Origin of the sequence: Chryseobacterium gambrini, assembly GCF_027920505.1 — a bacterium.
Taxonomy (GTDB): Bacteria; Bacteroidota; Bacteroidia; order Flavobacteriales; family Weeksellaceae; genus Chryseobacterium; species Chryseobacterium gambrini.
Genome location: NZ_CP115857.1, coordinates 1,381,034 through 1,400,723, shown reverse-complemented (window position 1 = coordinate 1,400,723; position 19,690 = coordinate 1,381,034). Strand labels below are relative to the sequence as shown.

The 19,690-nt window shown below is 36.7% G+C and carries 19 protein-coding genes; 9 read left to right on the top strand and 10 right to left on the bottom strand.

Annotated features, from left to right (window positions below):
* Nucleotides 1-213: 213 nt before the first annotated feature.
* Together PFY09_RS06190 and PFY09_RS06185 are read right to left on the bottom strand one after the other, a co-directional pair.
* Entirely contained in the window at nucleotides 214-1,800 is a 1,587-nt protein-coding gene (locus tag PFY09_RS06190; RefSeq protein ID WP_271161825.1) for a patatin-like phospholipase family protein, read from the bottom strand.
* A 197-nt stretch (nucleotides 1,801-1,997) separates the two neighbouring features.
* Nucleotides 1,998-2,897 carry a magnesium transporter CorA family protein gene (locus PFY09_RS06185; RefSeq protein ID WP_271161824.1) on the bottom strand — a complete coding sequence of 300 codons (900 nt, stop codon included), beginning with the start codon at nucleotides 2,895-2,897 and terminating at the stop codon, nucleotides 1,998-2,000.
* 72 nt (nucleotides 2,898-2,969) lie between these two features.
* Here PFY09_RS06185 and PFY09_RS06180 point away from each other — a divergent pair, with 72 nt between their 5' ends.
* Nucleotides 2,970-3,992 carry a 3-oxoacyl-ACP synthase III family protein gene (locus PFY09_RS06180; protein ID WP_185205187.1) on the top strand — a complete coding sequence of 341 codons (1,023 nt, stop codon included), beginning with the start codon at nucleotides 2,970-2,972 and terminating at the stop codon, nucleotides 3,990-3,992.
* 256 nt (nucleotides 3,993-4,248) lie between these two features.
* On the opposite strand, the gene PFY09_RS06175 is transcribed toward PFY09_RS06180, so the two are convergent.
* The gene (locus PFY09_RS06175) at nucleotides 4,249-4,635 is read right to left on the bottom strand and encodes a helix-turn-helix domain-containing protein (protein WP_116096415.1); all 387 of its coding nucleotides are present in this window, start codon (nucleotides 4,633-4,635) and stop codon (nucleotides 4,249-4,251) included.
* A 178-nt stretch (nucleotides 4,636-4,813) separates the two neighbouring features.
* On the opposite strand from PFY09_RS06175, the gene PFY09_RS06170 reads away from it, so the two are divergent.
* Both PFY09_RS06170 and PFY09_RS06165 read left to right on the top strand, forming a co-directional pair.
* Nucleotides 4,814-5,065: a hypothetical protein gene (locus PFY09_RS06170; protein WP_271161823.1), complete on the top strand. Its 252-nt coding sequence runs from the start codon at nucleotides 4,814-4,816 to the stop codon at nucleotides 5,063-5,065.
* A 14-nt stretch (nucleotides 5,066-5,079) separates the two neighbouring features.
* Nucleotides 5,080-5,862: a GLPGLI family protein gene (locus PFY09_RS06165; RefSeq protein ID WP_271161822.1), complete on the top strand. Its 783-nt coding sequence runs from the start codon at nucleotides 5,080-5,082 to the stop codon at nucleotides 5,860-5,862.
* Nucleotides 5,863-5,927: 65 nt separating this feature from the next.
* Here PFY09_RS06165 and PFY09_RS06160 read toward each other — a convergent pair whose 3' ends face one another.
* Nucleotides 5,928-7,097, bottom strand: a complete 1,170-nt coding sequence (locus tag PFY09_RS06160) for a thioredoxin family protein (RefSeq protein WP_271161821.1) — start codon at nucleotides 7,095-7,097, stop codon at nucleotides 5,928-5,930.
* 278 nt (nucleotides 7,098-7,375) lie between these two features.
* Between PFY09_RS06160 and PFY09_RS06155 the strand changes: the two genes are divergently transcribed.
* A complete protein-coding gene (locus PFY09_RS06155) occupies nucleotides 7,376-8,110 on the top strand; it encodes a helix-turn-helix domain-containing protein (protein WP_271161820.1) in 735 nt (244 codons plus the stop codon).
* A 251-nt stretch (nucleotides 8,111-8,361) separates the two neighbouring features.
* Entirely contained in the window at nucleotides 8,362-9,252 is an 891-nt protein-coding gene (locus PFY09_RS06150) for a hypothetical protein (protein WP_271161819.1), read from the top strand.
* A gap of 92 nt (nucleotides 9,253-9,344) precedes the next feature.
* On the opposite strand, the gene PFY09_RS06145 is transcribed toward PFY09_RS06150, so the two are convergent.
* From PFY09_RS06145 to PFY09_RS06120, 6 genes are all read right to left on the bottom strand, one after another.
* Entirely contained in the window at nucleotides 9,345-9,554 is a 210-nt protein-coding gene (locus tag PFY09_RS06145; protein ID WP_271161818.1) for a hypothetical protein, read from the bottom strand.
* Between the two features lie 191 nt (nucleotides 9,555-9,745).
* Complete coding sequence (locus tag PFY09_RS06140; RefSeq protein WP_076394778.1) at nucleotides 9,746-9,958, bottom strand: cytochrome C551; 213 nt, start codon at nucleotides 9,956-9,958, stop codon at nucleotides 9,746-9,748.
* Nucleotides 9,959-10,167: 209 nt separating this feature from the next.
* Complete coding sequence (pruA, locus tag PFY09_RS06135) at nucleotides 10,168-11,793, bottom strand: L-glutamate gamma-semialdehyde dehydrogenase (RefSeq protein WP_108411183.1); 1,626 nt, start codon at nucleotides 11,791-11,793, stop codon at nucleotides 10,168-10,170.
* 170 nt (nucleotides 11,794-11,963) lie between these two features.
* Nucleotides 11,964-13,067: a DNA topoisomerase IB gene (locus PFY09_RS06130; protein ID WP_076394781.1), complete on the bottom strand. Its 1,104-nt coding sequence runs from the start codon at nucleotides 13,065-13,067 to the stop codon at nucleotides 11,964-11,966.
* Between the two features lie 208 nt (nucleotides 13,068-13,275).
* Nucleotides 13,276-13,713 (bottom strand): DUF6526 family protein, encoded by a 438-nt coding sequence (locus PFY09_RS06125; protein WP_271161817.1) that lies wholly within the window; start codon nucleotides 13,711-13,713, stop codon nucleotides 13,276-13,278.
* 36 nt (nucleotides 13,714-13,749) lie between these two features.
* Nucleotides 13,750-14,691, bottom strand: coding sequence for a transposase (locus tag PFY09_RS06120; protein ID WP_271161706.1), 942 nt, complete (start codon nucleotides 14,689-14,691; stop codon nucleotides 13,750-13,752).
* 649 nt (nucleotides 14,692-15,340) lie between these two features.
* On the opposite strand from PFY09_RS06120, the gene PFY09_RS06115 reads away from it, so the two are divergent.
* From PFY09_RS06115 to PFY09_RS06100, 4 genes are all read left to right on the top strand, one after another.
* Nucleotides 15,341-17,110 (top strand): aminopeptidase P family protein, encoded by a 1,770-nt coding sequence (locus PFY09_RS06115; protein WP_271161816.1) that lies wholly within the window; start codon nucleotides 15,341-15,343, stop codon nucleotides 17,108-17,110.
* Between the two features lie 264 nt (nucleotides 17,111-17,374).
* Nucleotides 17,375-17,941, top strand: a complete 567-nt coding sequence (locus PFY09_RS06110; protein WP_108408974.1) for a Crp/Fnr family transcriptional regulator — start codon at nucleotides 17,375-17,377, stop codon at nucleotides 17,939-17,941.
* A gap of 53 nt (nucleotides 17,942-17,994) precedes the next feature.
* On the top strand, nucleotides 17,995-19,017 hold the full coding sequence (locus PFY09_RS06105; protein ID WP_271161815.1) for a saccharopine dehydrogenase: 1,023 nt from the start codon (nucleotides 17,995-17,997) through the stop codon (nucleotides 19,015-19,017).
* Nucleotides 19,017-19,595, top strand: a complete 579-nt coding sequence (locus PFY09_RS06100) for an NAD(P)H-dependent oxidoreductase (protein ID WP_271161814.1) — start codon at nucleotides 19,017-19,019, stop codon at nucleotides 19,593-19,595. Before PFY09_RS06105 ends, PFY09_RS06100 begins: the two co-directional genes overlap by 1 nt.
* Nucleotides 19,596-19,690 lie beyond the last annotated feature (95 nt).

Sequence of the window (19,690 nt, the reverse complement as noted above, 5' to 3'; positions counted from 1 at the left end):
CGCCAAATATCTTCCGAATATGATTTCTACACAGATAAAACTCTATAGAGTTTTCTAACTTTTACTTTAAACAGCGTTAAGATTTAAAGCTCTCAAAAAAAATCGAAGCTTTTTTAGCTATTATAACCTTTTATTCTATTCATCTATTAAACTAAAATTATTTAATCTTTTACGACTATTGTGGTTAATAAAAATTAAAAAAATCCTTACTTGTTACCCCACCGTTTTCGTATCTTCTTCCTTCAGGATCTTTTTCTCCTTCATTGAAACCATCATTCTTTCGCATTTGTATTTTTGCCAGTCGAAATTACTGAGGAAATCTAAGGCAGCCGAAAATCCGCGGTTGAACAATTCTTCTTTTTCTTCTCTTTTCATAAAGAAATTCAGCCAGTTGCTGGTTCCGCAGTTCACGGTCTGAATGCTGAAAAGATGGTAGAACGTATGTTTGGTGAGAAAAGTTTTGTCGTTAAAACCTTTTAAAGTATCAATAATATTACCTGCAAAAGAGAGAGGCGATTTTAAAATTTCGGCACTGGTTTTTCCTTTTTCAGACTGAATATCAGAATCGCTCGTTAACTGTACTCCGAATAAAGGCATTCTCGGATAAAAAATATCAGTGGAATGGAAAAGGTCGATCGGGAAATTGGAAATACTTCCGCCATCAATAAAAACTCCGGCAGGATTGATGTCTTCCTGTTTGGTATTCATCCAGAATCTCCATGCATATTTTACGGAATTATCATTTTTGTCGATCTGTTTCTGAAATGGTTCAAAGAAGAACGGAACCGACATGGAAGCTCTTACAAATTCAGCCGGACTGATCTTTTTAAGCTCTTCTTCCGACCAGTACAGATTTGCCATTGTGGGAAGTTCCACTTTTATTTTGGCGTTAATATCGGTGGTAATTACGATGTATTCGGATTTTAAGGAATAGAAAGGATCTTTTTTATAATACTCGTTGTTAATGACACCGTCGTAGAATATTTTAAAACGGATTTCGTCGATATGTTCCTTGTTGTTCTGCCGGATTTCCTCAATGCTTTCTAAAGCGATATTGTAGTACTGTGTTTCGTTGCCATGACGGTAATTCAGGTTGAGATCTTTGCCTGTTTTTACAAATTTATCATTGAGTGCAGCCACTGTTTTAATGTCGAAAGCATCCAGAACGTCTTTCATCTGATTCAGAAATGTGTTTCCGGGATTTAATCCTGAATTGGCTTTTTTCAGATCATTATATAATTTTCTCAGATACAGATAAGCAATGATGATCGGAATGATGGGAACCAGAAAAAGCAGTTTGGCTCTCAGCGTTGTTTCCGAAGAAATGGCAAAAGGCGCAATTACGAGAATCAGCATAATAATTCCTGCGATAATGGAATTGATCTTCAGGAAATTTTTGTTATTCAGCATCGAATGGATGGTGGTTTTTACATACGGTTTTCCATCCATAAAGTCGGAGAAGTTCCAGTTGAAGAGTATATCTTTAATCACTTCACTTTTGGCTTCTTCCTTGGTTTTACACGCGGCGATCAGCATCGTATTAATGGCTCCTGCACTCGTTCCGGCAACTTTCAGAAAACGGATCCCGAAAATTTCCAGTCCGTACAGATAACCCACCAGCGCGCTTCCCCAGACTCCGCCTCCTTCCTGCACAAATTCCACATACTGATTGCCTTCTGCATCAAGAAGATCAGAAAATTCCTTCGCCGAAATACGGTCGTGAAGCGCAGAAAGTTTTTCTTTGGATTCTTTGGAAAGAACATCTTCCTCAAGAATTTTTTGCAGTATTTCAGGTTTCATGGCTTTTGTTTTTGGTTGTTTTTATTTTTAAAATCGGGTTGATAAGACCACCCCGTCTCAATTTTCCCTGAAAATTGATCCACCCCTCCAGAGGAGGGGAATTCTCAACGTTTCATTAGTTCATTGATTCTGAATTAAAATTACAACTATTTAAAAGATTCAGCCACAGTATTTTCACGATAATTAAAGCGGGAAAATTACCATTGTTTTCTTCGGGCATAGATGAAAGTACAGATGACAACCAGAGCCATTAAGCCTAAGGTATAAAAATATCCGTGTTGGGTATGTAATTCCGGCATATTGTCGAAATTCATTCCGTAAACTCCTGCAATGAAAGTGATGGGTAAAAAATATACTGAGTAAATCGCCAGAACTTTCATCACCTGATTGGCTTTCTGGTCTGAAAGGGCGAGAAACATCCCGATAAGGTTGGTGATCTGTGCGTTGAGATGATCGAAATCTGCAACCACGTCCTTGTGTTTGTCTTTTAAATCATACACTTCGGAGTCCTGAAGCCCGAGTAATTTAAATTTATCGATGGCATCTGTGGAAATCGTAAGCACTCTTGAATTCAGCCCCGATTTCCTTTTCAGTTTATATAACCTTTTAATCTGGTTTGTATGATTGGTATTTTTAAGGAAAATTTCGTTTTCGATATTGTCCATCGTTTCCAGAAGACTTACCGATTCATCATCAAAACTTTTCATGATGAGCAGTGCGATTTTCAACGCGATATTTCTGGAGGTGGTTTCGGTTTTCATGGCAGAAAGCTGTTTCTTGGTTTCTACGATGCTCTTCGTTTTCATCCTGTGGATCGTGATGATGGTTCTTCCCAGAATGAAAATCCCGATTTTGGTACTGATGTCGCTGATCGTGTTGAGGTTTTTGCGTTCCAGCTCGGTACTTTCCCGCAGGAGAAAGAATTTTACCTCTCCGTCCTCTTCATATTTCGGTAAGTGATTGGGGTCTAAGGTATCTTCCAGAAGAAGATTATTGATTTCGTACCGTTCGTGTAAAAATTTCAGGTCTTCCGCTGTGGGAGCCTCTACATCCACCCATTCGCATTGGGAATCTCTGTAAATCGTGTCAATTGGCATACCGTAAAAATAGTAATATTTTGAAATACTATGTCTTAAATAAGTTTATCTTTGTCAAAATTAAAAAACTATATGATTAAAAGTACAATAAAAGGAATCGGATTTTATGTTCCAGATAACGTTGTTACCAATGATGATCTAGCAAAATTAATGACCACCAATGACGAATGGATCACGGAAAGGACGGGGATAAAAGAAAGAAGACACCGTAAAAACAGAAACGATTCTCAGGAAACGACGGCTTATTTAGGTTTCAAAGCTTCTGAAAAAGCAATTGCGAATGCGGGTTTAACGGCTAAAGATATAGATTATATTGTTTTTGCAACCCTTTCTCCGGATTACTATTTCCCGGGATGCGGAGTTCTGCTGCAGGATATGCTTGGCTGCGATACCATTGGCGCTTTGGATGTAAGAAACCAGTGTTCCGGTTTTGTATATGCGACGAGTGTGGCAAATGCTTTCATTAAATCCGGAACGTATAAAAATATTCTGGTGGTGGGTGCAGAAGTGCATTCTTTCGGGCTCGATTTTTCTGATGAAGGAAGAGGAGTTTCCGTTATTTTCGGAGATGGGGCAGGAGCGATTGTACTGTCTGCAACAGAAGATGAAAATGCAGGAGATATTTTAGCATTCAATATGCACTCTGAAGGGAAATTTGCAGATGAATTGTGCACACAGTTTCCGGGTTCTAAATACGGATGGAGCGACAGGATGAGAAAAGAACCTGAAAATGTAACGAACAAAGAAGTTTATCCGATCATGAACGGAAATTTCGTGTTTAAAAACGCAGTAACGAGATTCCCTGAAACCATGCAGGAAGCTTTAGATAAAGCAGGAAAAACAATTAACGATGTAGATATGTTTATTCCGCATCAGGCGAATTTAAGAATTGCCCAGTTTGTTCAGCAGAAATTTGGACTTCCGGACGAAAAGGTTTTCAATAACATCCAGAAATACGGAAATACAACGGCAGCTTCTATTCCGATTGCTTTAAGTGAAGCGATTGAGCAGGGGAAAATTAAAAGAGGAGATTTGGTACTTCTTTCAGCTTTCGGAAGTGGCTTCACCTGGGGAAGCGTTTTGTTTGAATATTAATGCCAAAGAAGCATTTTACGATAAAAATCCGCAGACTGTTCTGCGGATTTTGTTTTATGTGGAGTTTGTTTAAACTTTTATAAATAAATATTCTTTTCGGTTTTGCGTTTTCTCGATCCGAGACGGAGCCAAACTGTTTGGGTTTACACTTTCTCGGAGCGAGACGGAGTCTTCCTCTTTCAGGCTGAATTTTCTCGTTCCGAGAAAGTAAGAATCTGTCTGGGTTTTGATATTCTCGGGTAGAGAATGCTTCTCCCTATTTTTCTTTCAACATTTTTTCGATCAGTTTATTCTGCATTTCCATAAGTTGGCTGATCTGCTGCTGATTATCAATTACATTTTTTAATAAATCTTCTGAAACGTTGTTAACAATACCATTTGAATTATTAAAATTATTTACCAACATTCCATTATTATTTTCAATATCATTAATAAACGTATCTCCTTCCAAAAAATACTGAGGTTCTACTTTAAAGAATTCAGCCACTTTCTGCATAAAAATAAAGTCTAATTTTTCAATGCTTCCATTTTCAATTTTGCTGAGATAGCTTTGGGAAACTTCAAGCTGAAAAGCCAGATCTTCCTGAGACATTTCTTTCTGTTCTCTCAGTTTTTTTATTTTAAAGCCAACACTGTTATTCATAATTATGGAAATTGAACTGTAAATATACTGTTTTTAGGAGAAAAAATTTATTCCAAACGGAATTGTATTTTATTCTGTTTGGAATAGATGATTAGGGAATGAGATTTTATTTTTGAAGAAAGTTTCGCGAAATACTTTTCATGTAAAAATTATTATTAATTTCAAATTCTAAAAACAAATGAAAAAAATTATTTTATTGGCAGCCTTTGGAGTTGCCGGAATGTTAAGTGCTAAAACTTCTAATAAAGAAGGTGAGTCCAAATCAAAGGTTTTTTATAATCCGATCGTTCTTACCTCTTCCTGTGGTTATACCCAATATGTAACAGTAGGTCCGTTAGATCAGCCGGATTGTTGGATGACTGATCTTCAGCAGATGGAAGAAGAATGCAGTAGTCCTTTTGAGAACCCTCAATACGGTTATAATCTTTAATAAATAATTTTCTAATGTGTAAATACTTTTCAATTTTATCAATTTTTTTCTTTTTACTTTCATTTTCTCAACAAAAAGAGGAAAAAAAATTTTCAGAACTTGAAGTCCAGTATGAATATAGTTTTATTCGTGATACTACAGATATAAACGAAAGCCATCGTTCTAAGGAAATTATGATATTAGATTTTAATACTAATGCTTCTATATATTATAGCCAACAATATATGGCTGCAAGAAAGATTTTTGAACAAGCAGCAGTTGCTGCTCAAACTTCAAAAAATGTAGAAATCAGAGCTGCAGATTTGCCAAAATACAAAATATCCTATTCTATATTTAGAGATGGCGAAAAAATATATTACACAGGAAATATATCTCGTGATCTGTTTACATTTGAAAGTACTTATTTAATATGGAAAACAGATTACACCGATACTAAGACTATCCTGGGTTATCCTTGTCGAAAAGCCACAACGATTTTTAATAAAAGAATGTTCACAGCTTGGTATGCCAATGATATTCCAATTTCAGAAGGACCTTACAGATTTAAAGGATTAACTGGATTAGTTTTAGAAATTAGTGATGATAAAAAATATCATTCTTTCAGAGCTATTGGAATCGAAAAGAAACAGGTCGAAATAAAGCCTATTTCAAAAGGAATACCAGTAACCCGAGAGCAATATATAATGAAACGAGAAGAATTTAAAAGTAATCCGTATCCCGAGAGAAAAAACTTTCCAAAAGAAAGAAGGGATCAAATGATAGAAGCTTATAAAAAGGAAATACCATTAGAAAGTTAATTTTTAGTTTTATTAAAAGGATAAATTAACAAAAATTCCGCAGAATTTTCTGCGGAATTTATTGTTTACTGTATATTCAGGCTTTTCAGCAGTTTTTCGGTATCAGAAGAATCCTGTCCTGTCTTTTTTGCCAGTTCGATGGATTTTTCAGCCCATAGTTTGGCGTTTTTCTTATCGCCAACTTTGTTGTAAAGATTGGCTAAAGTATCGGTATTCGCGAAGTTTTCGTCTTTCTTTACAGATTCCTGCGCCCAGACTACTGCTTTTTCCAGAGAAGCTTTGTTGCTTACATTTTCAAAGAAATTCCATGCAAGAGAATTCAGTTCTTCGGAACTTAATGCAGAAGTGTCTTGGTTCAGTTCAAGCGTCAGTTTTTCATATTTCGCGATGTCTTTATCTCTTAACGCTCTTCCAGCCTGTGCTTTTTTAAGAATTTTTTCTGCTTCTTCCTTAGACAAGAATTTCTGAGCTTCTGTAAGGAAATAATTTTCATCCCACGTTTTCGACTGTGCGTTGTAAGACTTTTTAAGGACAGACGTAATCTTTATGTTTTTGTCGATGGCTTCATACTTTTGAGGAGTAATCATTTTGGAGATTTCATCCTTTTTTGCCTGAAAAATTTTGTACATCGGGCTGTCTGCGTTCTGTGCAACGGAAAGAAGCATCTGAATATCTTCTCTGTCCAGCTCTTTTTTCGAACTGAAATAACGCTCCATTACTCTTCCTGCAAATTCAGCATCGTTGTACATCGTAAGAGAAGCAAGGTTTTTCAGAAACTCAGGATCTTTTTCACCGTCTTCGAATTTTTGTTTCAGAGCGGTTAATCTTTTGCCCGGATCTCCTGCATCTTTTGCAAACTGAATGAAGTCGTTTTCCTCTACATATCCTAAAGTTCTGTGTACCAGTTCTCCGTTTCCGTCCACGAAAAGGTAAGTAGGGAAGGCTTTTACGTTGTATTTTTTGGCAATTTCAATTCCTTCGCCTTTCTCCATATCAATTTTTGCATTAATGAAGTGGGAATTGTAATAATCTCCTACGGTTTTCTGCGGGAAAATATTTTTCGCCATCAGTTTACAAGGTCCGCACCAAGTGGTATATGCGTCGATAAATACAAGTTTATTTTCTTTTTTTGCTTTGGCAAGAACAGTGGTGAAGTTGGATTCCTCAAATTTTATTCCCTGCGCGAGAGCAAACGCTCCGATGAATAAGGCAGAAAATATCGATAGTTTTTTCATAATACTTTTTATTGGTTGCAAATGTAATAATTATGTTAATAAATAAGTCTTTTCAGGGGAGAAATAGTTACAACGTAGTTTTGATTATTTTTTTGATTTCAGGTTAAAAAAGAAATGGATGTCTTATTAAAAACAGTAAAAATTTTCATTTTACCTATCGAATTAATTGGAAGTATTAAATTTTATTAAAAAATAAATTATTCTTAGTTTTGTGAAAAACAAAAAGACACCCATGAAAATGATGAATTATTATAACAAGGATAATAATTTGTTGAAGTATGTCTAATAGTTTCTGCTTATTTGTATTGCTAATGGTCAATGCCTTTCCCGTTTCCGTACATGAGCATCATGAAACGATACATGTTGCACAGAACGTAATCATTATTGTGTTGTGTTCTGCGTTAATTGGGTTATTTCTTCATTTCAGATCCAAACAGAAAAAGCAGCTTGCGAGAATCAGGAACATCCTGAGAAACCATCGCCAGGAATTTGTTCAGGATAAAGGTTTTTATTCTGAGGATCCAAAACCGGATTTTGCTAATATTTCCATTGAAGAAATTCAGAATAATGAGGATGAGAAAGGAAGGAAAAAAGCAGAGTCTCCAATGACTTCCGAAACCGAAGCCAAACTTCTTGAACTCCTGAATGATTTTGAAAAAGGAACGTCCTTCACCAATAAAAATATGTCTTTATCCTTTCTTGCAGGAGAATTAAACACCAATACGAAATATCTTTCGCACCTCATCAACCGCCATAAAAATTCGGATTTTAAAACCTATATCAATCGTCTGAGGATAAATTACATCGTCGATAAGCTTATTAATGACGAAAAATACCGCCAATACAAGATCAGCATCCTCGCTGAAGAGTGCGGATTTTCTTCTCACAGCAAGTTTGCCTCCGTTTTTAAACAGATTACAGATTATTCTCCATCGGTTTATATAAAGTTGCTTTATTCTGAAAATCAGTCGGATATGATTCCTGTTTTTCACGAAAACGATCAACAGTCTTAGTCTTTTTCTTTTCATTTTCCTGAAAACGGATAACCTTTCTTTTCGCAGAAACTATTGAGTGCATTATATTTGCGCCAGTTTTACGGGATAACCATTACTACTGCAGTTATTACCAATCTTTCCGGAAAAATAAAACCCGTACTGCTCACCTAAACACTAAAAACTAATAATGCCACTAGCCAATGTTGTAAAATATGTAACCGATATTTTGCACCAAACCATGAAACATTAACTAGTAACGAATTAAACGGATGAGAACAATTTTTACAGTCGTTATGGCTACTGTAGGATCTAATTTTGCGTTTTCGCAGATCGGGATCAATACAGCAAATCCTATAACGAGTTTGGACGTAGTCGCAAAGAACAGCGATGGCTCCACTGCGGAGGGTATTTTACCTCCGAGATTAACGGGAGATCAGCTAAAAGCGGGAGATTCCAGATATTCAAGCACACACGCCGGAACTATTGTATATGTAACTTCACCGGTCACTTCAATCACTTCAAAAACCAACAGAGTAGATGCTCAGGGATTGTATTATTTTGACGGTACGATCTGGCAGAAATTAATGCTTGGTGATGAAAAATCATTAAACAGCAAGAACATCGGCGATATTAAAACTTCTGTAAAAAAGACCGACCACGGAGGATGGTATCTTTTGGACGGAAGAAATATTACAGCCCTTTCGCCGGTAAGTCAGGCAGCAGCAGCAAGTCTGGGATTTACGGACAATCTGCCGGATTCCAGAGACAGGGTTCTGAAATCCAGAGCCAACGGAGAAGTTTTGGGCGCTACAGGAGGCGAAAACCATTTCGGAATTTTACAGTCTAACCTACCAAATATTATCCTTTCAGGACCGGTAAACGGGGTGGCGCAAAGTGCGGGATCTCATACCCACTCTTCCACAGAAGGGGGATTTTTATTGGGTGGAACCACGGTGAACAACAGTTCCGGCGGTTATCATCCGGATGGAGCTTCTACCGCATGGGGCGGCATTGGAATGCTGAACAATACAGCCGTTGCGGGAGCGCATATGCACACTGTGGCAGGAACGGCAACCATCTCTACCGGAGGCGGAGGGAAATCTATCGACAACCGATCTGCTTATCTGGTGGTGAATACATTTATCTATCTGGGAGAATAATCTTCCTAACAATACAATCGGGGTGATTGCCCGGTTTTTTTCAGTCAAGTTTTTTTAAGTACAAAACCGCAGCTTTTTTGCGGTTTTGTTTTTTATTTCATTTTTGTAGAATCTGAAGCTGCTTTTGTACTGTCTGAAGGAGCAGCAGTAGTTTCTGAATTGGCAACGGCAGAATCTCCCATTCTGTTTCTTAAAGAATCTTTATTGTGCTCTTCTTTAAATTCTTCCCTGTTTTCTTTCTTATCGGCACAGCTTCGTAAAAACAGCAATCCTAAAACGGCACAAATCCATAATTTTTTCATAGTAAATTTTTTAATGTTTAGTGTATATCAAATATAATGATTTAAAAAGTAAAAAGTAAAAAGTAAAAAGTAAAAAGTAAAAAGTAAAAAGTAAAAAGTAAAAAGTAAAAAGTTCTTTTTAAACTTCTGAGCATTAAAAATCCCCAGAAAATTTTCTGAGGATTTTGAAATTTTTAAGTTAAAATTCTGTGCTATTTTACAGTAGTGCTTGCAGAATCCATTTTCATCTTCATACTGTCCGGATTGGCTTTTGCCGTAGTCATGGTGTCTGTTGTGGCTGGAGCAACGGCTGTTGTATTATCCACCATAGTAGAATCCGAATTGGTTGTCGACATGGAAGACTCTTTTGTACCGCAACTTACTGCGAATATTCCGACTGTTGCTATTAACAATAATTTTTTCATAATATTTTATTTTGGTGTGATTGTAACACGATTAGTTCAATTATTATTCCGAAAGTATTGGTAAGCCTATTAAATTATCAATAAAATAAATTAAAAAGTGTTAATAAATCTCTTGTCAATCAGTAATTTAAGAAAAGAAAAAGCCCCGAAACCGAAATTCCGGGGCTGTATTGATATAAGAACAACAATTATCTATTGTTCCTGAATGATTATCCTAAATACGGATATTTATAATCTTTAGGTGAAACAAAAGTTTCTTTAATGGATCTTACAGAAGTCCATCTCAGTAAGTTCATTTTAGAACCTGCTTTGTCATTTGTTCCTGAAGCTCTACCACCACCGAAAGGCTGCTGACCAACAACGGCTCCTGTCGGTTTGTCATTGATGTAGAAGTTTCCGGATGCATTTTCCAACGCTTTGAATGCTTCATTTACCGCATAACGATCCTGTGCAAAAACAGATCCTGTTAATGAGTAAGGTGAAGAAGAATCTACCAACTGTAAAGTTTCAGCCCATTTTGCATCTTCATAAACGTAGATAGACAAGATTGGTCCGAAGATTTCCTCAACCATGCTTTCGTACTGAGGATTTGTAGTTTCAATAACAGTCGGGTGTACAAACCATCCTTTAGAATCGTCTGTTTTACCGCCGATTACAACGTTTGCTTCATCTGAAGCATTCGCTCTGTCAATATATCCTTTACATTTTTCAAAAGAATTTTTGTCAATTACCGCATTTACAAAGTTAGACGGATCTTCAGGAGAACCGATTTTGATGGAAGCGATCTGAGTTTCCATTACTTTTTTCACATCTGCCCAAAGAGACTGAGGAATATATGCTCTGGAAGCCGCAGAACATTTCTGTCCCTGATATTCGAAAGCACCTCTTACCAAAGCAGTTGCCACCGCTTCTACGTTTGCAGAAGGATGCGCAATTACGAAATCTTTCCCTCCGGTTTCTCCAACGATTCTTGGATATGTTCTGTAATTATGAATATTGTCTCCGATCATTTTCCACATTCCCTGGAAAACTTTCGTAGAACCTGTAAAGTGAAGTCCTGCAAAATCTCTGTGCGCCAAAACTTTCTCAGCCGTTTCTTTTCCATCCGTGAAGATCATGTTGATAACCCCTTTTGGAAGACCTGCTTCCGTAAGAACGTCCATGATTACTTTTGCGGAATAAACCTGCTTGTCAGAAGGTTTCCAAACCACTACGTTTCCAAGCATTGCCATACAGGTCGGTAAATTTCCTGAAATCGCTGTAAAGTTGAAAGGAGTTACTGCAAAACAGAATCCTTCCAATGGTCTGTATTCCACTCTGTTCCAGATTCCTGCATCAGAAACCGGCTGTTCAGAATACATTTCCGTCATAAATTCTACGTTGAATCTTAAGAAATCGATGAATTCACAAGCAGAATCAATTTCAGCCTGATGAACATTTTTAGACTGTCCGATCATCGTTGCTGCATTAATAACGTCTCTGTAAGGTCCTGCCAAAAGATCAGCCGCTTTTAAGAAAATGGCAGCACGGTGTTCCCATCCAAGCTCGTTCCATTCTTTTTTCGCAGCCAGCGCAGCGTTTATCGCATCATCTACATGCTGCATGGTTCCTCTGTGATAAAATCCGAAATCGTGCGCATGATCCTGAGGCGACTGAAGCTGAACTTTATCTCCTGTTTTTACTTCTTCACCATTGATGATCATTGGGATTTCGATCTTTTCTGCCCACATTTTTTTGTACTGGGCGATCAGACTTTTTACTTCCGGAGTTCCCGGTGCATACGAATTTACGGGCTCGTTTACTGCAAATGGTACTTGCGAAATTGCTTTAGACATATTAGTTGTATATTTTTATTTGCTAATGATACAAATTTACAACAATTATTTGGGTCGGAGAGAATGTGTGAATGGTCAATTTTGCTTCGCAAGTGAATTGTGAATTTTAAAATATAATTGAAAATTGACAAGTATAACGGATTGACAACTCACCATTCACCATTGATCCCCTACATTTTCTCAGTCTCTAAAATTTTTAAAACTAATTTTTCTTCCTGTGTGAGATCTGCTTTACCATCGTTTTCCTCTATCTGTTCAAGCTCATCAAGATATTTTTTGATGGTGTTGTTTTCATACAGATTAATAACCAAAGGATGAACATAATATTTTCTGCATACCGTACTGGTATTTCCAAGATGGGAAGCAACTATTTCAAGGGCTTCTTTCACTTTTTTCTTGTATTCTGTATGGGTTTCTGCATAGCCGATTTCCTTAAAAGCAATCAGAGCACTTACGGTTCCCGACCATGTTCTGAAATCTTTCGCCGTAAAATCTTCACCGCTGATTTCTTTAATATAATCATTCACCATTCCTGAATCTACAGTATGGCGGTTTCCTTCATCATCAATGTACTGGAAAAGTTCTCTTCCGGGAATATCTTTGCACTTCTGCACCAGTCTGGAAAGCCTTTTACTTTTCAGATCAATATCGTGCATCACGCCTTTTTTTCCTTTAAAATGAAAAGTTATTTTCTGTCCCTTAACCTGAACGTGCTTCTCCTTTAAAGTCGTTAAACCGAAAGAACCATACAGTTTTTCATATGCATTATTGCCAATTCTTATGTTGGTTCTCTGCATTAAACTTACGATCAGTGCAAGAATCTTTCTTTTTTCGAAATTTCTTAAGGCTAAATCTTTCTCAACCTGCAGGCGAATATCCGGTAAAGCATACCCGAACTGAAGCATTCTGTAAAACTTCGTGTGATTTCTCAGGGCACTCCAAAGCGGATGATAACGGTATTGCTTTCGTTTTTTAACATCAAAACCGGTTGCCTGAAGATGGCCGTTGTCCAAAGCGCAGATCCATACATTTTCCCAAGCCGGAGGAATAACCAGTTTGTTAATTCTTGTGATTTCTTCTTTGTCTCTTATTTTTTCGCCGTCTTTGTAGTAAGAATATTTTTTTCCGGTTTTCTTCCGTGTAATTCCGGCTGTTTCTGCATCGGTGGTATATATAAGATGTACCGCCTTTGCAGATGCTACCGGATCTTTCATAATTTTTACGATCTTCGAAGGCTTCAGATGTGAGATGAGTTCTAAGTCTGAATTTTCCATAAGATGATTTGGTTAAGAGTTCCTACCCCTTGAAAACAGCCATAAAATAATAGCTATTACGGCGACTACTACGATAATTCCCCACCACATTCCTGCTTTAAAGATCGTTTCTACTGCTTCGCAGCTTGTTAATGTCAGCAGACAAAATATCATCATACTGTATAAGCTCCATTTTTTCATAATAATTTATTTTTTGGTGTTTATTATTTTATACTCTTTGATGGTCTGCGCGCCATCTTTTTATTGATCTCTTGATTTCGTCGCCCGAAATATTTTCATGTAATGCTTTATGCAAAAGCTCTTTAAATTCATCATCATAAGCGAATCTTAACGCTGCAATCTGGTCAAATTTCAGCTTACCTTCAACCTCATCAGATCTCTGCTGGAAAAGTTCGTAATACCTCTGTTTAAATTCTAACCGAACCAATCGGTTCTGAAGAACCAGCGCATAATGCTGTCTCAGCATAATCGCAAGATAGAAAAGAAGAAAAATAACAGCGGAAAATAAAATCCAGATCAGTTGGTTGGTTTCATCATTAAAGATTTTATAAATGCCAAATATTTCCAATCCCATCAGCAATGGAAGATAAATGAAATGATGCGGCGGATAAAATTTTCTGTGATTTTTGTAATTCTGACTTTCCATATGGTGTAAGTAAGCAATAACCTTTCCAAAATTTTTCTAACCGTACACAAAAATTTCATAAAATTTTTGTGTTGCTATTTGAAAAAAATGTAGGGCTAAATCCACGCATGAGTTTAAACATTTTTGTGCCAAAGTAAGCGGTTTTATAGTTTGAATCCTATCAAACCGGTAAAATTTATTGATGACCAATTTCTTTTTATTTTTTAAAAGAATACCCAAGCCAAAGCATAGTACAAAGGCAAAGGCAAGAATCATCATCAGGTTTGTACAACGTTTTTCTCCCTGAAGCTTTGAACGTTGCAGATTAAATCCTGCTGATTTTAACTGCTTAAACAAAAGCTCTGTTTTAAAGCGTTTTTTATAGTATGCACACGCCAAACCTGCAAGATCTAAATTGGTTAAAAGGTAAATTGGATCTTGATATTGTTTTGATTTCCAGTAGACCGCATGAGAATTTTCACTTGCATTTTCAAACCAGTACTGTCCGTTTTCAAAGCCATTGGTTTGATTTTCAAAACGATGTATCTCATTGCATTCATTCTTTATCAGTTTATCTTTGCTTGTTCTCAGCACATATTCAAAACCTGTTTTCTCTAATTTTTCCCGTAATTTTTTGCCATCAAATTCTCCATCTCCCAAAAGAATATTTCGGGTGTTTTCAGGAATAATTTCTTTAACCGCCTCTAACAGTTCCATATGTTTTTCTTCTGAAAAATGTCCTTTTTCCCCTTCTTTAACCAGCCAAATTACCGGAATTGCATAGCCTCTCCAAAGGACGGAAAGCATCAACGTAATACAGTTTCCTGCGCTTTGGGTATCATCGATAATGAAAACCAGTTCTTTTTGAGGAATAAGATTTTTCAAAAATACTTCTATAAAAGGAAGGTAATAATCGTGATAACCATTCCATTTACTATCCAAAAAACGTTTTACTTTTTTGATCTTGCTTTCCTTGTTCGTTGCTTCTGAAAAATCCATTGTTAATGATTCTAAATGACTGGATTTTTGTAAGATACATGAGGAAATCATCATCGATAAAACCAAAAGACGCTTTTGAAATTGAGCGTTTTTTTTACTTCATGATGCTTAGATAGAAATTTTAGAATACTTTTGTACGGGCTTTGGCTCATAGGAGTTCGTTTTGTTATATTTTGCTTTTTAACAAGGTACGAACTCCTTTTTCATTACACAACAAAAACTGAATAAGCAAGAAAATTTTGTGTACGGCTGGAAATCCAAAATTTTAAATTTTAACAACAATTGATTCTTGTGGTATCTGAATATTGCTGTTTTCTTACATATAATTCAGAATTTCTGATCTTTCCTCATCATAAAACAGATTATTTTTCAGAAGCTTTTTCCGGCTTTCCGCACTCGCTGTTTATAGTTTTTGGATTTGCGGCGGCGAAGCCGCCGCAAATCCAAAAACTATAAACGAGCTCAGACAAATGCTGCAATCCGGGCTAGGATGTTTACCGTTCCACAAACATTTGCCATTTCAGGAAATCAAGAATAACAAAGCACAGAAAAACGTTCAATCATGCAGAAACGGTTTAAAAACAACAATAATTTCATCTTCAAAACTCAAAAAATTCGTAACTTCCCCTCTTTAAAAAATTAAGATAAAATGACTTCAAAGGAAAAAGTAGCTGCGCTTCGTGAAGAAATGCAGAAAAATAATGTTGATGCATTTATAGTATATTCTGCAGATCCTCACATGAGTGAATATCTGCCGGAAGAATGGCAGGAGAGAGCATGGCTATCAGGATTTCTGGGGTCTGCAGGTTTTGTGGTAGTTACCAAAGATAAGGCAGGACTCTGGACAGACGGAAGATATTTTACACAGGCTCCAATCGAGCTGGCTGGTTCAGGAATCAATCTTTTCAAAGACGGAATGGAGGGAACGCCTCATTATATCGACTGGATCATTTCCGAAATTCCTGCGAACGGAAAAGTAGCGGTAAATGCTCTGGCAACTTCTCACGCCAACTGGGAACTTTTAACGCAGAAATTAAACGCAAAAAATATTACCCTTGAAGACCTTCCTTTACTGAAAGAAATCTGGAAAGACAGGGGAACACCTTCGAAAAATCCAATATATGTACATCCTGTAGAAAGAGCAGGAAAGTCCGTAGTAGACAAAATCGCGGCAATACGCCAGAAAATGGAAGACATTGAGGCAACGGTACATATCATTTCAAGCTTGGATGATGTAGCATGGACGCTGAATTTAAGAGGAAGCGATGTAGAAAGCAATCCTGTGTTTTTAGGCTATATCGTCATCACTAAAAACGATGCGAAATTATTCACAGATCTGGATAAACTTGAAGTAGAAGCCAGAAGACAACTGGACGAAGCATGGGTAAAAATGATGCCTTATGAAGAATTCTACAACTGCCTGAAAGAATTTAAAAACGAAAAAGTTCTCGTTTCACCAAACAGCAACCAGTCGATTTTTGAAGCGTTGAAATCTGAAAATGAATTCATCAAAGCTCCGGTTCCGGGAAATCTGATGAAAGCCCAGAAAAACGAGACTGAACTTGAAGGTTTCAGAAAAGTAATGGTAAGAGATGGCGTTGCAATGGTGAAATTCCTTTACTGGCTGACTCACAACGCGGGAAAAGAAGCCATGAACGAATATTCTATCGGTGAAAAACTGAGAGGTTTCCGTGCAGAAGGCGAAAATTTCGTAGGCGAAAGCTTTGGAAGCATCGTTGGTTATAAAGACAACGGAGCCATCATGCATTATTCTGCAAAAAGCGAAGGAAGCAAAGACGTTACGAATGATGCAAGTATTCTGGTAGATTCCGGAGGTCAGTATTTGGAAGGAACGACCGACATTACAAGAACTTTGGCTTTAGGAGCAGTTTCTGAAGAATTCAAAAGAAATTCAACATTGGTTTTACAGGGATTAATCCGTTTATCGATGGTGAAATTCCCGAAAGGAACAAGAGGTGTTCAGCTGGATGCGATCGCAAGACTTCCGCTTTGGATGGAAGGGAAAGATTACAACCATGGAACCGGACATGGTGTAGGAAGTTTCATGAACGTTCACGAAGGTCCGCAAAACATCAGAAAAGATATGAATCCGCAGGAACTGTTGGTCGGAATGGTTTGCTCAAACGAACCGGGGTATTATCTTGAAGGAGAATACGGAATCCGTCATGAAAATCTGATCGCCGTAAAAGAATCTGCAACCACCATTCACGGTACTTTCTACGAATTCGAGACTTTAACATTCTGTCCGTTCTTTAAAGATACCATTGTGAAAGAAATTCTTTCTGAGGAAGAAATCAATTGGCTGAATGCTTATCACAAAACGTGTGAGGAGAAAATAGCGCCATATTTAGAAGGAGAAGTGAAAGACTGGTTCCTTGAACTTGTAAGTCCTTTGTAAAGAAAATAAATAGATTAAAAAACCGTCCTGTAAGTATTTGCAGGACGGTTTTTTTGCATTACCGTATTTTTACGGAGGTGTTTTTAGGGTTTATCCTGAAAAAATAAAATGAAACCCAACCTATCTTTGTACCAGCAAAAAGACATCATTCATATCTTCATATAGTAAATTCAAAGCAGGTAATCATCTCAGTTCTTGAGATGATTTTTTATTTAAGCCTGTATCTTTTGCTTACTTTTGCCGGAAAATCATATTCAGTCTCTAATGGTAAAGGATTTCTTTCGCAGTTTTAATATATTTTCAGAACAGGAAATTGAAGAATTTTTAAGTCTTTTTGAAGTCCGGAAACTCAACAAAAACGAAATTTTTATAAGAGAAGGTGAAAAATGCAGAGAGATTGCATTTATAGAAACCGGCATTTTCCGTTCTTATTATATTTCCGACGAAGGAAAAGATATAACCTACTGCTTTAGATTTCCGAATGATCTTATGGCTTCTTACTCATCATTTATTTCCGGTACACCAAGTGTAGAGACAATGCAGGCTATTTCAGATGCCGATTTGTTGATTTTAAAGAAAGATAAAGTAGAAGAATTAGTTCAGATTCATCCGAATTGGATGAAATTTTTAAAGACAATCGCCGAACAGGAGTATCTCGAATTGGAAAAACGTTTTTTTCAGTTACAGAGGGATAACGCGACACAGAGATATTCTGTTTTACTAAACGATCAGCCGGAGTATATTCAGAATATTCCGTTGCAGTATCTGGCTTCTTATTTGGGAATTACACAAAGACATTTAAGCAGAATCAGAAAAGAAATTACTTTTTAGACATTTGTCCTACACCTTGAAGTGCTGCCTTTATAGTTTTGTAAAAAAAATATATGAAGTCAAACATTTTAATCATCGGCGGAAACGGAACGGTTGGAAAAACCATCGCAAGAATTTTTGCATCAAGAAATCCGCAGGCTGCTATTTTCATTGGAGGCAGGAAACAGGGAAAAACGGACAATGATTTAATAATTGATGTTACAAAACCTCAGACATTTCAAGTAATTATTGATAAAAAAATAGACGTTATCATACTTTCTGTGAATGATAAGGAAGATGATGTTCTCCGTTTTGCCATTGAAAACAAGATAGATTATCTGGACATTACAAAACCGACTCCGGATCTTGTGAAAGCCTATGATTTTGCTAAAAAGCACACAATAAACAGCAGAATTGTCTTCAGCTCCGGCTGGATGGGTGGAATTGTAAGTGGATTAATCAATGAGTTTTCTGATAGTATTAATGATATTGATGAAGCAAAACTTTTCGTTTACTATTCTGTGAAGGATCTTGCGGGAGAAAGTTCGGCTCATTTTATGGCTGAAAATGTAGCTAAGCCTTTCTTTAAATATCAAAATAATAAACCGGTTTCTATCAAACATTTTCTGGATGCCGAACCATTCAGGTTTTCTTTCGGAATCGGAACAAGACAGGCTTATAATTTTGATGTTCCAGATTTATACATTTTAAATAAGATTGAAAAAATACCGAACGTAAGTGTTAAGATGACTTATAATTCAAAATTTATCACTTGGTTATTGGGAGCATTTCAAAAAATAAGACTGTACAATATTTTATCTTTAAAGGAAAGAAAAATGATTTTCGGCTCCAGCGGAAACGGCGATCAGTCGGTTTTCGAAATTGTTATTAAAACCCATGAAGGATCTAAGAAAATAAGTCTGCAAAGTACGAAAGGGCAGGCTGAATTAACAGCCTTATCCGCTGTTTTGCATGTAGAACACTTGTTGAAAAATTCTTATGAAAACAAAATTTATTTTAGTCATCATTTATATCAGAATTCTTCATTATTTCAATCTCTCAATGCTTATGAAACCATTCATATAAAAATAACATAATGAAAAAGATATTGATTATTAATGGTCATCCTAACAAAGATTCTTTCAATTTTGGGATAGCAAAAGCTTATCAGGACGGAGCTTTGCAGTCTGGAGCGGAAGTTAAGGAAATCGTTATTGCAGATTTAAATTTCAATCCGAATCTACAGTTTGGGTATCAGAAAAGAATGGAGCTGGAGCCTGATTTGGTGAAAGCCTGGGAAAAAATACAATGGGCGGATCATCTGGTCTGGATTCATCCGGTTTGGTGGGGAGGTTTACCGGCAATAACGAAGGGTTTTATCGACAGACTTTTTCTGCCTGGTTTTGCCTTCAAATACAGAGAAAATTCTGTTTGGTGGGACAAACTTCTGAAAGGAAAAACGGCTCACATCATCACAACATTAGATCAGCCGCGTTTATATTATCGTTTTTTCTTTGGCAGACCGAGCGTGAATCAGCTTAGAAAATCTGTATTGGAATTTTGTGGAGTAAAGCCTGTAAAAGTTACTTATATCGGAATTATTAAAACTTCGGATATAAAACAGCGCAAGATATGGCTTGAACAAATAAGGCTGTTAGCAAAAAAACTGAAGTGACGATTTTGAATATCGTTTTAGAACTTAATGAGGTACTTTTTTGAAAATATTACTTTGTATTTTAACTTGGAAAAAAGCAACCGAAAATCATGACA